Genomic DNA, 16,752 nt, shown 5'->3' with positions numbered 1-16,752 from the left:
CACCTGGAATACCGTTCCGGCGCGGCTCAGCGCAGGGGCCAGTGCGGCATCAACGCGTTCGGCGGGATCGACCCAAACTTGCCGGCGTTGAAATCCTCGACCGCCTGGACCAGCTCGGACTTGGAGTTCATCACGAACGGCCCGTACTGGAACACCGGCTCGCGGATCGGCTCACCGCCGAGCAGCAGAAGCTCCAGCGCCGGCCGGTCGGAGTCCTGCGTGCCGTCGGCGGCCACGGTGATCCGGTCGCCGGGGCCGAGCACGGCGAGTTGGCCCTGCGCGACGGGGTGACCGACCGGTCCGACGGTGCCGCGGCCCGACAGCACGTAGACGAGCGCGTTGAAGTCGCGGTTCCACGGCAGGTTCAGCCGAGCACCGGGCTCGACGGTGGCGTGCGCCAACGTGATCGGCGTGTACGTCGCACCGGGACCGCCCTCGCCGTCGACCGCACCGGCGATGACCCGCAGCAGCGCACCGCCGTCGTCGGAGGACAGCAGCTTGACCTGGGTGCCTTCGATGGCCTGGTACCTGGGCGCGGCGAACTTGTCCTTGCGCGGCAGGTTCACCCACAACTGGATGCCGTGGAATGTCCCGCCGCTCTCGACGAGTTCGGCGGGTGGGGTCTCGATGTGCAGGATGCCCGAGCCCGCGGTCATCCACTGGGTGGCGCCGTCGGCGATCAGGCCGCCGCCGCCGTGGGAGTCCTGGTGGGCGAACCGGCCGTCGATCATGTAGGTGACGGTCTCGAAGCCGCGGTGCGGGTGCCAGTCGGTACCGCGTGGCTCGCCGGGCTGGTACTCCACCTCGCCCATCTGGTCCATGTGGACGAACGGGTCGAGGTCGCGGGCGGTGACGCCGGCGAATGCGCGGACGACGGGGAACCCCTCGCCTTCGTAGCCGCGCGGGCCGGTCGTGACCGACCGCACGGGCCGCTCGGTGTCGGACGCGGCAGGGCCGGCGATGCGGGGCAGGGTGAGGGTGTCGGCGGTGATGGCAGGCATAGCCAACTCAACCGGACTGTGGTCCGATTAATTCCCGCCCGCACCCCGTCACGGCTTGAGCCACCGCCACTGTGCCGTCAGCCAGCCGTGCGCATCCGGCACCCGGTCGCGGACCGCGCCGACAACCCCGGGCCACAACCGGTCGTCGTAGTCGTCACCGGACAGCCAGCCACCAGGCATCACCTTGGGCGCCCACGCGTCGATGTCGGCGGCGACGCTGTCGTAGTCATGCCGCGCGTCGAGATGCACCCACGCCAGCGAGCGGTCGGTGAAGAAGTCGGCCGCCCTGGGCGACGAGCTGATGAAGACGTGCACCGTATCGGCGAACCCACACGCGATCACGTTGCGGTGCAACAGACCCGCGAACGTCCCTCCGCCGTATTCGACCGCGGGACCGTGCGCATTCTTGCTGGCCGGACCCTCCTGCCCGCTGCCGCGGCAGGTGTCCACACCGATCACCGTGTAGTCGCGTCCCGAGTCGCGCACCACATCGGCCAGTGAGCACAGACTGCGGCCCAGGTAGCAACCGACCTCGACGAACGTGCTGCGCTCGGGGAACGCGGCGACCGCTTCCTGTTGGCCTTCGCGCCAGTGGAACCATCCCGGGATGTCGTCCCAGTGCGAGACCTCGTCGGCGAATGCGTCCTGTGGTGGATAGCGCACGATCGGTCGGCTCCCCTCGTCAGGGCGATCATCTCACCGGGGTCGGGGAAGGTGTCGGGAGCTACTGCGCGGCGGACATCGACGGCAGGAACGTGACGATGGCCGGGAACGCGATGAGCAGTGCCACCACCACGACGTCGGCCACGAGGAACGGGACGACGCCGCGGAAGACGCGGCCCAGCCCCGCCTCGCGCACCGCACCCGAGTAGACGAACGCGTTCATGCCGACCGGGGGCGTGATCAGCGCCATCTCGGCGACCTTGACGATGAGCACGCCGATCCAGATCCCGTCGAAGCCGTAGCCGGTCAGGATCGGGTGCAGCAGCGGCGCGGCGATCAGGATCATCGAGATGCCGTCGAGGAACATGCCCAGCGGCAGCAGTACCACCAGACACAGCACCAGCACCAGGTACGGCGACAGGTCGGCCTCGGTCACCGCGCTGACCAGCGAGGTGCTCGCGCCGCTCAAGGCCAGGACGTAGGTGAACACCCCGGCACCGATCATCAGCAGGAAGGTCATCGCAGTCAGGCCGATGGCCTCGGTGAGAGCTTCTTTGATCTCGTGCAGCCAGGCCGGCGGCCGGGTCCGCAACAGCAGGATGATCAGCGCGGCGAACGCACCGAAGGACGCGGCCTCCGTCGGGGTGGCCAGACCCAGGTAGATCGTGCCGATGGACACGGCGAAGATGACCACCAGGTAGCCGAACCCCAACAGGTCGAGGCGGCCCGGGGCGCCGGACCCGGCTGTTCCTTCAGACAGAGCCTCGCCGGACTCGCCTTCCGGGTCGGCGGCGGTCTCGCCGGCGCGACGCCCGGCGCGGCGCCGCTGCCACATCACCAGCGCGACGATCGCGGCGGCGTAGGCGGCGATCGTCACCACCCCCGGGCCGATCCCGGCGATCAGCAGCTGCCCGATGCTCTCCTCGGTGACCACGCCATACAGGACAAGAACGATCGAGGGCGGGATCAGCACGCCCAGTGTTCCGCCGGCGCAGACGACCCCGGCGGCCAGCCGGATGCTGTACCCGGCGCGGACGATGGCGTCGGTGGAGACCCGTGCCATCGTGGCGACTGTGGCCACGCTGGAGCCGGTGACCGCGGCGAACATCCCGGACCCGGCCAGCGACGCGAGTGCCGGCCCGCCGGGAAGGCGGCGCAACACCGCCGAGGCCAGATCGAAGCCGGCCTGGGCGAGGCCCGCGCGGACGGCCAATATCCCCATCACGATGAACAGCGGGATGATCGTCAGCGAGTAGTCGGCCGCCGTGGAGAACGGCTGATTGGCCACGGTGCTGACCCCGGCTCCGGTGCCGCGCAGCAATAACACGCCGACGAACGCCGAGGCCATCAGCGACAAGCCCACGTGAAGGCGGATCGCCAGGAGGCCGAAGAACAACACGACGACGACGAGCAGGATGACGCCTGTGGTGGCGGTCATCGGTGTCCCCCGTTCTGCTCGGCACGCAAGGCCGCGGTGGTGCGGACTTCCTTCCACACGGCGACGACGAAGAACACGACGAATGAGGCCAGCAACACCACCTTCGCGGGCCAAGTGGGCAGTCGCAGAATGTCGTTCGTCGTCTCACCGCGCTCGAGGGCGCTGAGCAGGACATCGCTCAGCCCCCACGTGAGGAGGACTCCGAGTCCGATCAACAGCAGCGTGCGCAGCATCGAGAAGACCGTTCGGGTGCGCACTCCGAAGCGACTCTCGAACAGTTCGACCGCCACGTGCCGACCGTCGGCTTCAGCGGACGCCAGACCGAGGAAGCCGATGGCGACCAGCAGCATGGTGGCGATCTCGACGGTTCCGACGATCGAGCGATCACGGACGTTGCGGCTGATCACGTCGGCGATGGTCAGCAGGGTGAGCCCGATCAGCAGAATGCCGGCCACGATGCTCAGCGTCCGCGCGACCACCAGCACCGGCCGCGGAAGCGTGATGTCCTCGGTCATCGGATCTCCCCCTCGAGGCACGCGTAGAACGGATCCACATACGTTGAGCGCGCGGACTCTTCGCGGATGATCCGGCGATAGTCGGCGAGCACATCCTCGGCGTCGTAGCCACGCTCGGCGTACCGGTCGACCCACTCCTGGGCGATCCCGGCGCGTTCCTTCCACGCGTCGACATCCGCGGGCGGCATCGTCGCCAACTGCGCGCCGGTCGCACGCAGGTCGGTGCACGCTTCGACGCCGAGCTTGTCCATCTCCTCCAGCCCGTTGGTGATGGCGTTGCCGGACGCTTCGCCGATCGCGTCCTGGTACTCCGACGGCATCGACTCGAGCAGTTCGGAGTTGATCACCACGATCGAGGACGCGTAGGCGCCGATTCCGGGGTCGACGAGGTACGGCGTGGTCGATGCCAATCCGAAGGTGGGCAGGTTGGCGATCGCCAGGGAGGTGTACCCGTCGATGACGCCGCGTTCCATGGACTCGTAGACATCGGTCGCGGTCATCGCCACCGGGTTCGCGCCGACGGTGAGCAGCGCCTCGGAGGTGAGGCCGCCGGACCGAATGCTGCGCCCCGCCAGGGCCATCGGGGTCGGGGCGGGTTCCTCCAGACCGAGCAGGTTGATGCCGAGCGGCAGGGGGAACAGCAGTTGCGCGCCCTGGCGGTCGAAGTCCCTGCGGTAGGTGTCGTTCTCCTCGTAGAGCCGCTCGATGGCGGTCATCTGCACTTCGGGGTTGTTGGTCTCGAACGGCAACTCGATCACGGTGAACATCGACAGATCCGACGCGGAGTACAGCGAGCCGACCTGAGCCAGATCGGCCCGGCCGTCCAGGGTCGCCTGCAGCGCTTCGTCCGCGTCGACGAGGCTCTGCGAGTAGTGGAACTTGACCCGTACTCCACCGTCGGTGCGATCCTCGACCTCCTCGGCCCACCGCTGCATGGTCACCGACTGGTCCGACGTCGGCGACGAGTAGGTGGTGTAGTGCAGCACGAACTTTCCGTCGTTGACGGCACAGGCCGACAGCGCTGCCGTGCACACGGCTGCCGCGGCAACCGCGACGGCGACGCGCAGGCGATGGGCGAGTCTGGTCATGTCAACGCACCTCCGGCTGGACCCGGTAACGCCGCAGGGACAGCGCCGGGTTCACGGTGCGCACGCTGTCAAGGCGGCTGCGCTCGAGGCGTGCCACTCCGACGCCGGCGGCCTCCCCGAGCGCGGCCAACGGGATGCCCATCGGGTCGAGGATGGCGCTGTTGCCGGAACCGGCGGGGGCGATCTGATCGGCGGCCAGGACGTAGACGGTGTTCTCGATGGCCCGCGCCCGAAGCAGCGTGTTCCAGTGATATTCCTTGAGCGGCCCGGGAACCCACTCGGCAGGCTGGGCGATCACATCGGCGCCGGCGTCGACCAGAACCCGCGTCGTCTCCGGGAACCGGAGGTCGTAACAGGTCTGCATGCCGATGGTGAATCCGTTGATCCGCAGCAGCTGGGGCGTCGTGGGGTCGGCGGCGATGACGCGGTCGGATTCCTTGTATCCGAAAGCGTCGTAGAGGTGGACCTTGCGGTACACCGCAGCGACCTTGCCGTCCTGGATGCCGACGAGGGTGTTGTGGATCCTGCCCTGCTCGGCGGCCTCGTTGACACCGACGATGACGGTCAGGCCCAGTTCGGCGGAGGCCTGCGCCAGCCGGGTCACCGAAGGCCCGTCGAGGGGTTCGGCGGTGCGCACGAACCGGTCGTCCATCGAGGACACGGTGAACACCGAGTACTCGGGCAGCACCACCAGTTCGGCGCCGTATCCGGCGGCCTGGCGGAGCAGATCGATCATCGTCTCGACGTTGGCGGCCTTGTCCTCGGTCGGGGCGAATTGGGCAACTGCGGCAGTCAGATTCATCGGTTTCCTGTCTCCCCCGCAGTGATGTTCTCGAGGCTGATCTTCTGGAGGTTCTGCATCGTCGCGGTGAACCCGGCCAGCATCGCGCCGTACTGCATGGTGGCCACGATGGTGTGCGCGCCCTCTTCGATGGCCAGGCGCTGCTCGACCTCGCTCCAGGCCGGGAGCAGCCACGGCTTGCCGGCGGCGGTGGCGGCGCGGGCCAGATGGCGGATGTCGGCGAGGTCGGCCTCGGTCACGGTGTAGGCGCCGCGATCCCGGCGCAGCGACAGGTCCGACGGTCCGATGAAGATGCCGTCGACGACGGGCAGGTCCAGGATCGCCTCGATCTCGTCCAATGCGGACGCGTCCTCGATCATCGGGTAGCACTGGGTTTTTCGGTCCTGAGCGCGCACCCAGTCGTCGGTGAACCCGCGGAAATCGGAGGTCCGGCCGCCGGCGAAGGACCGGTCACCCAGCGGCGGGAACTTCGCGTATCCGCAGATCTGCGCGGCGTGGGCGGCGGAGGTGATGTGCGGGATCGCGACGGCGTCGGCGCCGAAGTCGAGCGCCTGCTGGATCGGGCCGCGCTCCGGGCCGAGCACCTTGGCGATCACCCGCATCCCCTTGGCCCGGATGAGCGGGATGATCCAGTCCAGCGCGTGCAGGTCGAAGAGTCCGTGTTCGATGTCGAGCACCACGGTGTCATACCCGGCCAGGCTGCCCATTTCGACGGCGGCCGCGGAGGGTTCGGTGAGCCAGATGGAGACCGACGGGTGACGGGGTGCGGCGCCGTCTTCGGGTGGCTTCGACAACGCTTCGCCTCTTCTCGGGGTGGTCGGGGCGGGGTGCAAACAGTGACTGTACACACGTTGTATACACGAAGAATGCACGCGGTGTAAATGGTTGAATGAACTTCATGCCCCCCATCGGAAGCCGCAGCGGCGCGGAGGCGGTCAAGGCCACCGCCAGCCAGCGCGCCTACGGCTGGATCCGCGACGCGATCCTCAGCGGCGAGTTCGCCGAAGGCGAGTTCATCGACGAAGTGGCGCTGGCCGCTCGGGTGAGCACGTCGCGAACCCCGGTCCGCGAAGCGCTGCAGCGGCTTCAGGTGGAGAGGTACGTCGATCTGCTCCCCCGCCGGGGGGCGCAGGTGCGGGTGGTCACGGCACTGGAGATGCGCGAGATCTACCAGGCGCGCTTCGTCCTCGAATCCGCCGCGCTGCGGACGATCTGTCAGCGCCAGGCCGGCGTCCCGGCAAGCGCACGTGTGTTGATCGAGGAGATGGAGCAGGCGGGGCAGGTGGGCGACTGGAACGGGTTCGCTCAGCTGGATCAGCAGTTCCACGCCGAGATCGTGCGTCATCAGGGCAATGCGGTCGTCGCCGAGCTCTACGACTCTCTGCAGCCGCGCCAGGTTCGGCTCGGCACCCGCACCCTCGTCGAGGCACCCAGTCGGTTGACCACCATCGAGCGTGAGCATCGCGAACTCGTCGCCGCCCTCGACCGCAACGACGCCGATGCCAGCGTCGAGGCGCTACGCCGGCATCTGCGTGAGATCCCCGAGTTGGTTGACGCGTTTTCCGCTGCCCGCGGCGCGGCTCCTGCGTAGCACTGGCAGCGCAGCGGGTACTCCCTCGATCAACAGAGAGGAGCTCCGGTAACCCCAGGCCCCTGGCCTCGGACCAGGCGGTGCGCTTCCTGTGCACACCACCTTTGCGGCTGTGGCGCTCCCTTCCTTGCGCTTAGCGTGTGGACAGGACCGCCCGGAATCGGATGTCGCCGGACCGGACGCGGGCGAGTGCCGCGTTGATGTCAGTCATGGCGAAGGTCTCGACCACTGGCCGCACGCCTGTCCGAGCGGCGAAATCGAGCATCTGCCGGGTTTCGTGCGGCGAGGCCACCAGCCCACCGGAGATCTTCTTTTCGGCGAACACCAGTGAGAGAGGATTGATCTGCATTGCGCTCGCCGATGCGCCGATCACGATGAGCGTTCCCTGCGGCTTCAACGACGCCAAGTAGTCGTCCCACGGAAGGTCGGCCGGGACCGTGCAGATGATGAAATCGAAAGTGCCCGCCGCTTGGGCCACCTCATCGGTGGCGCGTGTGGCGATGAAGTGGTCGGCCCCCAGTGCGACGGCTTGGTCGCGCTTGTCGGGCGAGGTTGAGATGGCGGTCACCTCGCATCCCCACGCCCGGGCGAATTGGATGGCCAGATGACCGAGTCCGCCGATGCCGACGATGCCGACGTGGTCGGCGGGCTTGATGTTGTGTCGGACGAATGGCGCGAAGACAGTTACCCCCGCGCAGAGCATGGGGCCGGCGTGCTCCAGTTCGATGGCCTCGGGAAGCGGGAACACGAAGCGCCAGTCGCTGGCGCGCACCGAGGAAGCGAAGCCGCCGCGGTCGCCCCGAAAGGCCATACTGTCTCTGCGGGCGCACAGTTGTTGCCGACCGGTCAGGCAGTATTGGCAGCTCATGCAGGAACCGGCTACGCCGCCGACGGCGACGCGTTGACCGACCGCCAGCCGGTTGGTGTCGACCAGTGGCCCGACGGCCGCGACAATGCCGGCCACCTCGTGGCCGGCGACTGCGGGTACGTCTGTGCCCCAGTCATTGTCGATGACCATCAGATCGGTGTGGCAGATGCCGCAGTGCGTCACCTCGACGTCGACCTCGAGCGGTCCTAACTCGTCTGCGTCGTACTCGTAGGGGGATAGGTCGGCGCCGGGAGTGGCGGCGGCAAAAGCATTAACACGCATGAAATCGTCCTTATCCGGAGCGTGAGGGCTACGTCAGCGGGAAGTGGCAGAGGCGCTCATGGCCATGGCGTTGGCACGGTACGGGCGCAGCGCGGCGGCGAGCATTCGGTCGAGCATCCGGTCGGGAAGGACGCGCACCAGGGCCAGGAGCGCGGCTTCGCGGCCGACGGTGTAGCGCGTGCGCGGATGACGAACCGTCACGGCCCTGGCGATCACGTCTGCCGCGGCTTGCGGTGGCAGACCTCTGCCGCTGTGGGCGTCGGTCTGTGCGTTGATCGCGTGCACCAGCGCGCCGTAACGCTGGCGTTGAGTGGCCGTCATCCGCGACGCGAGATCCGCGGCGGTGGCGATGGCGCGGCCGGGCATCTCGGTTTTGATGGCGCCCGGTTCCACCACGACCACCCGGACACCTGAGGGCGCGAGTTCACGCCGTAGAGCGTCGCTTACGGCCTCGAGGCTGAACTTCGTGGCCGCGTAGGGCCCGTAGGTGGGCATAGCGATTCTGCCGCCCACCGAACTGATGTTGACAACCCGGCCCTGGGCGCGGATCAACGCCGGCAGGAGCGCCTGCGTGACGGCAATGTGGCCGAAGAGGTTGACCTCGAACAGGCATCGCCATTCGTCGAGCGGATACGTCTCGACCGGGACATTCACCCCGACGCCGGCGTTGTTCACCAGCGCCCGAAGTCGACGGCGTTGCGGGTCCTCGTAGACCCGAGTAGCTAGGGTCTGGACATGGTCCGGATCGGTGATGTCAACGATCAGCGGCTCGATACCAGGGGCGCGGATGGCGTCGGCGTCCCGATCGCGCCGGACACCGGCCAGCACGTGGAATCCCCGCCGGGCCAGTTCATGTGCCGTGGCCGCGCCGATGCCGGTGGAAGCGCCCGTGACGACGGCAAGCTCACATTCAGATGACATTGTCATCTGAATGAGCATAGCGTTTAAGATGACAGTGTCAACTCTGAAAGGAATGGCCAGCGGTGAGTCGCATCGAATCAGCAGCTGCCACCCGTCGCGCGCTTCTCGATGAGGCCGCGAAGCTGCTTGACAGCGGCGGCCCCGACGCCGTGACGTTGCGAGCAGTCGGCGCACAGGCCGGGGTGAGCCGCGGTGCGCCCTACCGGCACTTCGCCGACAAGGAAAGCCTGCTGACCACGCTAGCCGCCTCGGGGTGGGATCGACTCAGCTCCAAGATGCAGGCACTGCAGAAAGATTCGCGCCTCGAACCGGTCGAGAAGCTGCGGGCTGCACTCCTCGATGTCATCACAGTCAGCCGGCAACAACCGCACCTGTACCGGCTGATGTTCACTACACCTGCCGGAGATCCGACCGCCGTAGTCCGCGCCGCGCAACGCTTATGCGATGAATTCCTCGCCATCATCACCGAGGTCGTCGGTGAGCGGGAGGCACAGCGCTATGCGGCGATAATGCTGACGGGTGCGCACGGCGCCGCCGGCTTGGAAATGAGCGGACTGCTCACCACAGCCAAATGGCGCACCACCGCCGAGGAACTCACCGATGGGCTCATCGCGATCATCGACGGGGCAGACCGCCGAAACTAGCTGCACGCCCCAATGGCTTCGCAACACAACGTCACTCGATTGGTTCACGGAAGCACTAGACGTAGCTCTTCCCAACCGCGAACAGTCGAGGTCGGTGCCAATCTCGCTGTCTTGTAATCGATATCCCATTCAGGCCAGCGGTTGAGCAGCTCGTCGAGCGCGACACGACCTTCCAGCCGAGCGAGGTTGGCGCCGAGGCAGTAATGCACACCCTTGCCAAAAGTGATGTGCGAGACATTGTCTCGGTGGATATCGAAGGTGTCGGGATCCGGATACCGGCGGGGATCACGATTGGCGGCTCCGAACAGCAGCAGCATGGCGCTGCCCGCAGGCACGGTGGTGCCGTACGCCTGGTGATCCTGTGCCATCCACCGGGCTACGTGCGGGCCCGTAGGTTCGAAACGCAGCGTTTCGTCGACCGCGCGGGTCAGCAGACTACGGTCTTCGGCGATCTGACGTCGCTGGTCAGGATGTTCGGCTAGGACCTTCGCCAGCCAACCGATCAGTCGACCGGTCGTCTCATTCCCCGCCCCCGCAACGACCTGCGTATAGTGCAGCACCTCCTTGCGGTTGAGCTTACGAGTCACGCCGTTCTCGTCTTCGAACTCGACATTGAGCAGCGCGGTCATCAGGTCATCGGACGGGTTCTTTGATCGCCAGTCGACGTAATCGGCGTAGATCCGCCCGTCGGCGATCGCGTCCGGATCGACGACCTTCATCGGCGCCCCCGGTTTGGTGCGCAGGTTCGCGTCGTTGGCGTCGCGGACCTCGATCTGGTCCTGTTCAGGAATGCCCAGCAACATCCCGATGACCCTCATCGGCATCATCGATGCCAACTCGGTGATGATGTCGAAGCCGTCAGAACCCACATGGGGGTCGAGACATTTCACGCAGTACTGTCGGATCTGGTCTTCGATCTCGGCCATCCGACGCGGCGTGAACACCCGGCCCATCAGGCCCCGCAACATCGTATGCATAGGAGGGTCCTGGAACATCAACACGCCCGGTGGCATGTCGAACTTCGACTTCACCAGTTCGAGGATGTCGCTCCGGCTGTTGGAGAATGTCTTCCAATCGTTGAGCGCCTTCTCGACATCCGCGTGCCGCGAGATGGCCCAGAAGTCGTAGCGCTCGTTGTAGTAGACCGGCGCTTCGTCCCGCAGCCGGGCGTAGACCGGGTAGGGGTCGTGGACGATGCTTATGTCGTAGGGGTCGTAGTAGACATCGGTGTCGGGTGCAATGGTCATGGTGCAGTAGTCCTTTCGAAGGGTTACTTCAGGCAACTGCCTGCGTCGACGGGTAGCGCCACGCCGGTGATGTACCGCGCCTCGTCGGACGCCAGGAACAGGACCGCGTTGCTGATGTCTTCGGCGGTTACCCACGGGATGGGCAGCATGTGGAAGGTTTGACAAATCGGGGCCATGTCATCGGCACCCGGGTTCTCCAGGTCAGGCCGAAAGATCCGGAATGTCTTCTCGTTCAGCAACAGCGGCGTGTTCACATGCGTCGGATGTACCGAGTTGACGCGGATGGATTGCGCACCGAGTTCAACGGCGAAGGTCCGCATCAGGCCGACGACGCCGTGTTTGGCCGCCACATAATGGCCCGTGTGGGGGTAGGCCTTCAGACCCGCGACCGAACTGGTCAGGATGATCGAGCCCCCGCGGCCGCCGGCCACCATATGCGGAATGCCGGCCTTCACCGACTTCCACACCCCGGACAGGTTGACATCGATCATCTCCTGCCAGGTGTCTTCCTTCATCCGGTCGAGCCGCGTTCCGACGGTACCGATGCCCGCGTTGGCGACGATGATATCGAGCCCACCGAGTTGTTCGACCCCGCTGTCGACGGCGGATTTCAGCAGTTCATAGTCGCGGACGTCGACTTCGGCAGTGACGATGCGCCGATCCAGCGCCTTGACGAGGTTCGCGGTCTCGGCAAGGTCTTCGGGAGTCGCCGGCGAGGCAGGCGAGTCCGCGAAGGGGCGGCAGATATCGACGGCGATGATGTCGGCACCTTCCTGCGCCAACCGCACGGCATGACTGCGTCCCTGCCCGCGCGCGGCTCCGGTGACGAATGCGACCTTGCCTGAAACACGGCCCATCATTGGCTCTCCTTCGTAGTCTTGGCAGTCACTTATTCACTCTTCAGCGCGTTTCGATGCGAACGTTGTTGACTCTGCGACCGGGGGATGAATGGCTCAACCGGTTCATTGGTGCTCCTTGCGCTCGACATTCGACAATGACGGCTGTCAGTTCTTGCTCAGAGCTGCGCCCATACGCTTTTCGTCTTCATGTATGCCTCGATACCTTCTTTGCCGAACTCGTGTCCCCAGCCAGATTGCTTGTAGCCGCCGAACGGCACAGCGTGATCGAACACGAGTTGAGAGTTGACTGACACAGTGCCCGCTTGCAGCCGCTTTGCTAGTCGATGTGCCCGACTCAGCTTGTTCGTCCAGATTGCCGCAGCCAGACCATAGGTCGTGTCGTTGGCCATTTCGACAGCCTCGTCGTCGTCGTCAAACGCAAGGATGGTCACTACAGGACCGAAGATCTCGTCACGGTACAAATCGAGGTTCGTATCGACGTTTGTGAGGACGGTCGGGTGGACGAAGTAGCCTTTGCGATCGAGCCGGCGTCCACCGGTGACGACCTCGGCGCCGCCTGCCTTACCCTCGTCGATGTAACCCATGACACGGGTCAGCTGTTTTTGACTGATGAGAGGACCAATCGCCGCATCTTTGTCCGACGGTCCGCCGAGTTGAAGCGTGTTCGCCACTGCGGCGATGCCCTCGACGACTTGGTCATAAACTCCGCGTTGCACGAAGATTCGTGAGCCACAGACACATCCCTGACCCGAATGAACGAAGATGCCCATCGCGGCCATCGCGATTGCTCTCTTGAGGCTGGCGTCGTCATAGATGATGACCGGCGATTTGCCGCCGAGTTCAAGCATGACCTTCTTCAGGTTGCCCGCCGATGTCCGCACGATCTCCTTGCCGACTTCGGTGGACCCCGTGAACGCAACTTTTTCGACGTCGGGATGTGCGGTGATCGCTGCGCCGGCGGTGTGGCCGTACCCGGTGACGAAGTTGACGACACCGTCCGGAACGCCCGCCTGGGCGATGATCCGCTCGAGTACGAGTGCTGACAGGGGGGTCTCTTCGGCAGGTTTGACGACGCTGCTGCAGCCAGCAGCAAGTGCCGGTGCGAGCTTGGCGCTGGCGTTGAAGACAGGGCCGTTCCACGGGAAGATCAGTCCCACGACCCCGTAAGGTTCCTTCAGGGTGTAAGCGTGCATATCGACATACGTGTCCGAGGCGATGCCACTTGTCTTCACAGCGTATGCCTCACCGTGGACCTTGGTGCACCAGCCTGCGTAGTACCGGAAGAATTCCGCTGCGGTGGGCACGTTCAGTCGCGCCTGCATCAGCGGCATCCCGGTGTTCATCGAATCGAGTTGAGCGAGCTCCTCCGCGTTTTCCTCGATGAGATCGGCGATACGCCAGAGGATCTTGGCTCGCGCACGACCGGGCAGATCGGCCCACACACCAGCCTGATACGAGGCCACCGCACGAGCAACCGCATCGTTGACCGCTTCCCTTCCGCAGTCTTTGAACTCAGTGATCTGCTCTTCGGTGGCGGGATCGATGACCGCGATGGTCTCCCCGGACCCCGGACGGTTCCGAATGTCCTCCAGAACTGATTGCACCGTCACTGAGCTTGCTCCTTCGCCAGTATGGATTTGGGCTCCACGAAGGCCTCGAATCCCTCGCGGCCACCCTCGCGCCCGATACCGCTGTCCTTGAATCCTCCACCGGGTGCCACGAAGTCGAGCGCGTATTGGTTGATGCCGAATGATCCGACCCTGATGCGGCGGGCGATGTCCATGCCCTGCTCGACGTCTCCGGTCCACACTGAACCGGCGAGACCGTACCGTGAGGCGTTGGCGATTCGGACGGCGTCCTCGCTGTCGGAGAAGGGAATCACGGTGAGGACGGGGCCAAAGATCTCCTCCTGCGCGATCCGCATACCGTTGTCGGCATTGGCGAATACGGTCGGTCGCACATACCAGCCCCGCTCCAGCCCGCAGGGCATGGCGGACCCGCCCGCGGCGATCCGTGCACCCTCATCCTGTCCGAGGTCGATGTACTCCTGCACCCGACGTTGCTGTTGCTGGCTGACGAGGGGCCCCACCTCGGTCTGTGCATCCATCGGATCGCCGACCCTCAGGGAAGCGGCTAGGTCGGCGATAGCCTCGACCACGGCCGCGTAGTTGTTGCGCGAGGCGAGGATCCGGGTCTGCGCTATGCACGTTTGGCCGCTGTTCATGAAAGACGCCATTCGAAGGCCTTCGACAGTGGCACTCAAGTCGGCGTCATCGAGGATGATCGCCGCAGACTTACCTCCCAGCTCCAAAGTGACTCGCTTGAGGTTCGCTCCACACAGGGCGGCGATGCGCCGACCCGCGTCAGTGGATCCAGTAAAGGCAACTTTGTCCACGCCGGGATGGGTCACCAGCTCCTCGCCGGCCTCGCGACCGCCGGTGACGATGTTGACGACACCTTTAGGCAGGCCGATCCCATCGATGATCTCACCCAGGAGCAACCCATCGAGCGGTGTCTGCGGCGCGGGCTTCAACACGACCGTGCATCCTGATAGCAACGCCGGGACGAGTTTGGTCAGTGCGGTGAGTTGTGGGGTGTTCCAGGGCACGATGGCGGCGACGACGCCGACAGGTTCGCGTCGCACGACTGTCTCCCCCAGCATGCCCGAACGGCCTTGCTCCCAGGGAAATTCGTTTGCGATGTCGACGAAGCTGTTGATCAGAAGTACCGGGGCGTAGGCCTGTACGGCGTGGCTGAAGGACAGCGGTGAACCCATCTCTTCTGTGATCAGTGTGCCCATCTCGGCAACCCGGGCCTCGTATGCCGCCGCGAGAGCTTTGAGGTGGGCGGCACGTTCGGCCGGTGCCAATTGTGGCCATTCGCCGTCATCAAAAGCGCGTCGCGCTGCGCCGACGGCTCGTGCTACGTCTGCCTTTCCGGCGTTAGGGGCGGTTCCCACGATTTCTGTGCTGTGCGGCGAGACGACATCGAGGCGCGAAGGTTCCTCCGGTAGGACCCAGTCGCCGTCTATGAACAATCTCTCGTAGGTCCGCATGTCTTCCTTTCGGGCCAAGCAGGATTGCCGACGCCGATGTGTCGGCGCAGATGAATGTCGCCATTGCGATGTCCGGCTAATGAGTCAGCCCGGCACAAGTCTGCGCTGCTCCCGCCATCGTCGCTTCTTCACGGCGTTGACCCGGAACGAGACAACTGGTCGATGAGATGACGGAAGGTCTCGAGGCGGTCCGCGGGAACGCCGAGCAGCCGACCGATTACCTCGGTTGCAGGTTCGAAGACGTCATCGAACCAGATCGGGAAGTAGGTGTCAGTCGGCTCGTCATGGAACACCTGGTGCTGATCACGAAGCTGGCGGAAAATCGCGGACCTGTCGGCACCGAACGTGGGTGCCGTAGGGTCGAATGTCTTCAACATCAGGCAAAAGAGTACCGTAACCAAGTATTTGTTCGCAACAACACGACCAAGGATCGGTCCTCTTCCGGGGCTGTGCGCTGCACAGTAGGATTGGTGTCGAAACGGTTAACAACAAACCGCAGGTAGGCAGGTTTTTAATGGCTCGCGATGGTAGTCGGAGAGAAGAGATTCTTCAGGCGGCGGCTTCGCTGTTCGCTTCGCACGGATCTCGGGTATCGCTGGATGACATCGGCAAGAAATGCGGCGTTCTTGGCGGAAGTCTCTACCATCACTTCGAATCAAAAGAAGCGATCGTCATCGAATTGGTCAGGCGGTACCAGGCCGACCTCGATCGGCTTGCAGAGCGCGCACTCGAGGAGGCGGGCGGCCAAACCCCCCCGCCTATCTCCGACCAAATCGTCTCTCTGGGTACGCGCATCGCGGCGTGTGCCGTCCAACATCGAGCGGCGCTCCTTCTCACCGTGTACGAGCCGGCGTCGGGTGCCTCCGAAGAACTTGTCGAGCTCGCAGGTCGAACCCCCATGGCGATCGACGCCGCGATGCTTGAGCTTCTGCGCACCGGGCGCGAGAGCGGATATATCCGGTCCGGCATAGACCTCGGTCGTCTGGCTGAGCGTCTCTGCAGAAGCATGCTGCACGTCGGGGCCGGGGTGCTGCACCCGGGCCCGGGCAACAACCGCGTTCCCGCACTGAAGGCTCGAATATTGCTCAACGGAGTTGCTGCAGATGCGAGTGCTGTCAGTTCATTGGACGGATCGCCCGCGCTGGCGGCCGCTGACCTCACGATGGCCACGTGGATCGAGGAGCCATCGGTGGACGACAATGCGACCAACCTCCGCAATATCGTGCGCTCCGAATTCGCCCGTCGCGGCTATGAGGGCACCACCCTTCGCGACATCGCTTCTGCGGCCGGTATTTCCACTTCGACGGTGTACAAGTGGATCGGCTCCAAAGATCAACTTCTCCTCTCCGTCATGGGGGACTTCAGTCAACGTATTGCGACGGGTTGGGATAACGTGCTCGAATCGAAGGCGAGCCCTCTGGAAAAGCTCGATGCCCTGTTGTGGCTCGACATCAACGCTCTCGAGCGGTTCAGCGACGAAGTGAAGATCATGTTGTCCTGGTTGCGCCAGACTCCGCCCACGGCGCAGAATCTGGGGCACCTGTATTTGGATCAACTTCGCCGCCTGAAGACTTTGATTTCCGAAGGCGAAGAAGCCGGTGAAATGAACCTCGTGGGCGGCACGTCCAACATACGTGCGCGATGCGTTCTCGATCTGATCGCGATGCCGGAGACGATCGTTCGTAGTTCAGGAACTCGTGCTGCGCACGCGCTGGCGCGTGACACGGTGATCCTAGGCGCTGCGGATCCGACGTGGGGTAGCTGACCGAGCACCGCA

General features: G+C 65.0%; 17 protein-coding genes. 3 read left to right on the top strand and 14 right to left on the bottom strand.

The annotated features are described in order from the left end of the window. Nucleotides 1-26 precede the first annotated feature (26 nt). From BEMPMBAN_RS16220 to BEMPMBAN_RS16190, 7 genes are all read right to left on the bottom strand, one after another. Complete coding sequence (locus BEMPMBAN_RS16220; protein WP_159231791.1) at nt 27-1,001, bottom strand: pirin family protein; 975 nt, start codon at nt 999-1,001, stop codon at nt 27-29. A 48-nt stretch (nt 1,002-1,049) separates the two neighbouring features. Continuing rightward, entirely contained in the window at nt 1,050-1,664 is a 615-nt protein-coding gene (locus BEMPMBAN_RS16215) for a class I SAM-dependent methyltransferase (RefSeq protein WP_159231788.1), read from the bottom strand. A gap of 61 nt (nt 1,665-1,725) precedes the next feature. Next, a complete protein-coding gene (locus tag BEMPMBAN_RS16210; RefSeq protein ID WP_159231786.1) occupies nt 1,726-3,102 on the bottom strand; it encodes a TRAP transporter large permease in 1,377 nt (458 codons plus the stop codon). Next, nucleotides 3,099-3,617 carry a TRAP transporter small permease subunit gene (locus tag BEMPMBAN_RS16205; protein WP_159231784.1) on the bottom strand — a complete coding sequence of 173 codons (519 nt, stop codon included), beginning with the start codon at nt 3,615-3,617 and terminating at the stop codon, nt 3,099-3,101. The genes BEMPMBAN_RS16210 and BEMPMBAN_RS16205 overlap by 4 nt, the downstream gene beginning before the upstream one ends. Then, nucleotides 3,614-4,705 (bottom strand): C4-dicarboxylate TRAP transporter substrate-binding protein, encoded by a 1,092-nt coding sequence (locus tag BEMPMBAN_RS16200; protein ID WP_159231782.1) that lies wholly within the window; start codon nt 4,703-4,705, stop codon nt 3,614-3,616. The genes BEMPMBAN_RS16205 and BEMPMBAN_RS16200 overlap by 4 nt, the downstream gene beginning before the upstream one ends. 1 nt (nt 4,706) lies before the next feature. Beyond that, nucleotides 4,707-5,507 (bottom strand): carbon-nitrogen hydrolase family protein, encoded by an 801-nt coding sequence (locus BEMPMBAN_RS16195; RefSeq protein ID WP_159231780.1) that lies wholly within the window; start codon nt 5,505-5,507, stop codon nt 4,707-4,709. Beyond that, the gene (locus BEMPMBAN_RS16190) at nt 5,504-6,340 is read right to left on the bottom strand and encodes an HpcH/HpaI aldolase family protein (protein WP_234897509.1); all 837 of its coding nucleotides are present in this window, start codon (nt 6,338-6,340) and stop codon (nt 5,504-5,506) included. Before BEMPMBAN_RS16190 ends, BEMPMBAN_RS16195 begins: the two co-directional genes overlap by 4 nt. A 65-nt stretch (nt 6,341-6,405) precedes the next feature. Between BEMPMBAN_RS16190 and BEMPMBAN_RS16185 the strand changes: the two genes are divergently transcribed. Continuing rightward, entirely contained in the window at nt 6,406-7,098 is a 693-nt protein-coding gene (locus BEMPMBAN_RS16185) for a GntR family transcriptional regulator (RefSeq protein WP_159231778.1), read from the top strand. A gap of 133 nt (nt 7,099-7,231) precedes the next feature. Here the strand turns inward: BEMPMBAN_RS16185 and BEMPMBAN_RS16180 are convergent, their stop codons facing one another. Both BEMPMBAN_RS16180 and BEMPMBAN_RS16175 read right to left on the bottom strand, forming a co-directional pair. Beyond that, nucleotides 7,232-8,248 (bottom strand): NAD(P)-dependent alcohol dehydrogenase, encoded by a 1,017-nt coding sequence (locus BEMPMBAN_RS16180; protein ID WP_159231776.1) that lies wholly within the window; start codon nt 8,246-8,248, stop codon nt 7,232-7,234. A gap of 33 nt (nt 8,249-8,281) precedes the next feature. Next, a complete protein-coding gene (locus BEMPMBAN_RS16175) occupies nt 8,282-9,175 on the bottom strand; it encodes an SDR family NAD(P)-dependent oxidoreductase (RefSeq protein ID WP_234897508.1) in 894 nt (297 codons plus the stop codon). Between the two features lie 56 nt (nt 9,176-9,231). On the opposite strand from BEMPMBAN_RS16175, the gene BEMPMBAN_RS16170 reads away from it, so the two are divergent. Beyond that, on the top strand, nt 9,232-9,813 hold the full coding sequence (locus BEMPMBAN_RS16170; protein WP_159231773.1) for a TetR/AcrR family transcriptional regulator: 582 nt from the start codon (nt 9,232-9,234) through the stop codon (nt 9,811-9,813). 44 nt (nt 9,814-9,857) lie between these two features. On the opposite strand, the gene BEMPMBAN_RS16165 is transcribed toward BEMPMBAN_RS16170, so the two are convergent. From BEMPMBAN_RS16165 to BEMPMBAN_RS16145, 5 genes are all read right to left on the bottom strand, one after another. Further along, a complete protein-coding gene (locus BEMPMBAN_RS16165; RefSeq protein WP_159231771.1) occupies nt 9,858-11,060 on the bottom strand; it encodes a cytochrome P450 in 1,203 nt (400 codons plus the stop codon). 23 nt (nt 11,061-11,083) lie between these two features. Continuing rightward, nucleotides 11,084-11,920 (bottom strand): mycofactocin-coupled SDR family oxidoreductase, encoded by an 837-nt coding sequence (locus tag BEMPMBAN_RS16160; protein WP_159231762.1) that lies wholly within the window; start codon nt 11,918-11,920, stop codon nt 11,084-11,086. Between the two features lie 155 nt (nt 11,921-12,075). Beyond that, entirely contained in the window at nt 12,076-13,530 is a 1,455-nt protein-coding gene (locus BEMPMBAN_RS16155; RefSeq protein WP_159231754.1) for an aldehyde dehydrogenase family protein, read from the bottom strand. After that, nucleotides 13,527-14,993 (bottom strand): aldehyde dehydrogenase, encoded by a 1,467-nt coding sequence (locus BEMPMBAN_RS16150; RefSeq protein WP_159231752.1) that lies wholly within the window; start codon nt 14,991-14,993, stop codon nt 13,527-13,529. The genes BEMPMBAN_RS16155 and BEMPMBAN_RS16150 overlap by 4 nt, the downstream gene beginning before the upstream one ends. Nucleotides 14,994-15,103: 110 nt before the next feature. Further along, nucleotides 15,104-15,352: a hypothetical protein gene (locus BEMPMBAN_RS16145; RefSeq protein WP_159231750.1), complete on the bottom strand. Its 249-nt coding sequence runs from the start codon at nt 15,350-15,352 to the stop codon at nt 15,104-15,106. 137 nt (nt 15,353-15,489) lie between these two features. Here BEMPMBAN_RS16145 and BEMPMBAN_RS16140 point away from each other — a divergent pair, with 137 nt between their 5' ends. Continuing rightward, nucleotides 15,490-16,740 carry a TetR/AcrR family transcriptional regulator gene (locus BEMPMBAN_RS16140; RefSeq protein WP_159231748.1) on the top strand — a complete coding sequence of 417 codons (1,251 nt, stop codon included), beginning with the start codon at nt 15,490-15,492 and terminating at the stop codon, nt 16,738-16,740. Nucleotides 16,741-16,752 lie beyond the last annotated feature (12 nt).

This window comes from Mycolicibacterium austroafricanum (assembly GCF_902705885.1).
Classification (GTDB): Bacteria; Actinomycetota; Actinomycetes; order Mycobacteriales; family Mycobacteriaceae; genus Mycobacterium; species Mycobacterium vanbaalenii_A.
This window is presented reverse-complemented; position numbering and strand designations above follow the sequence as displayed.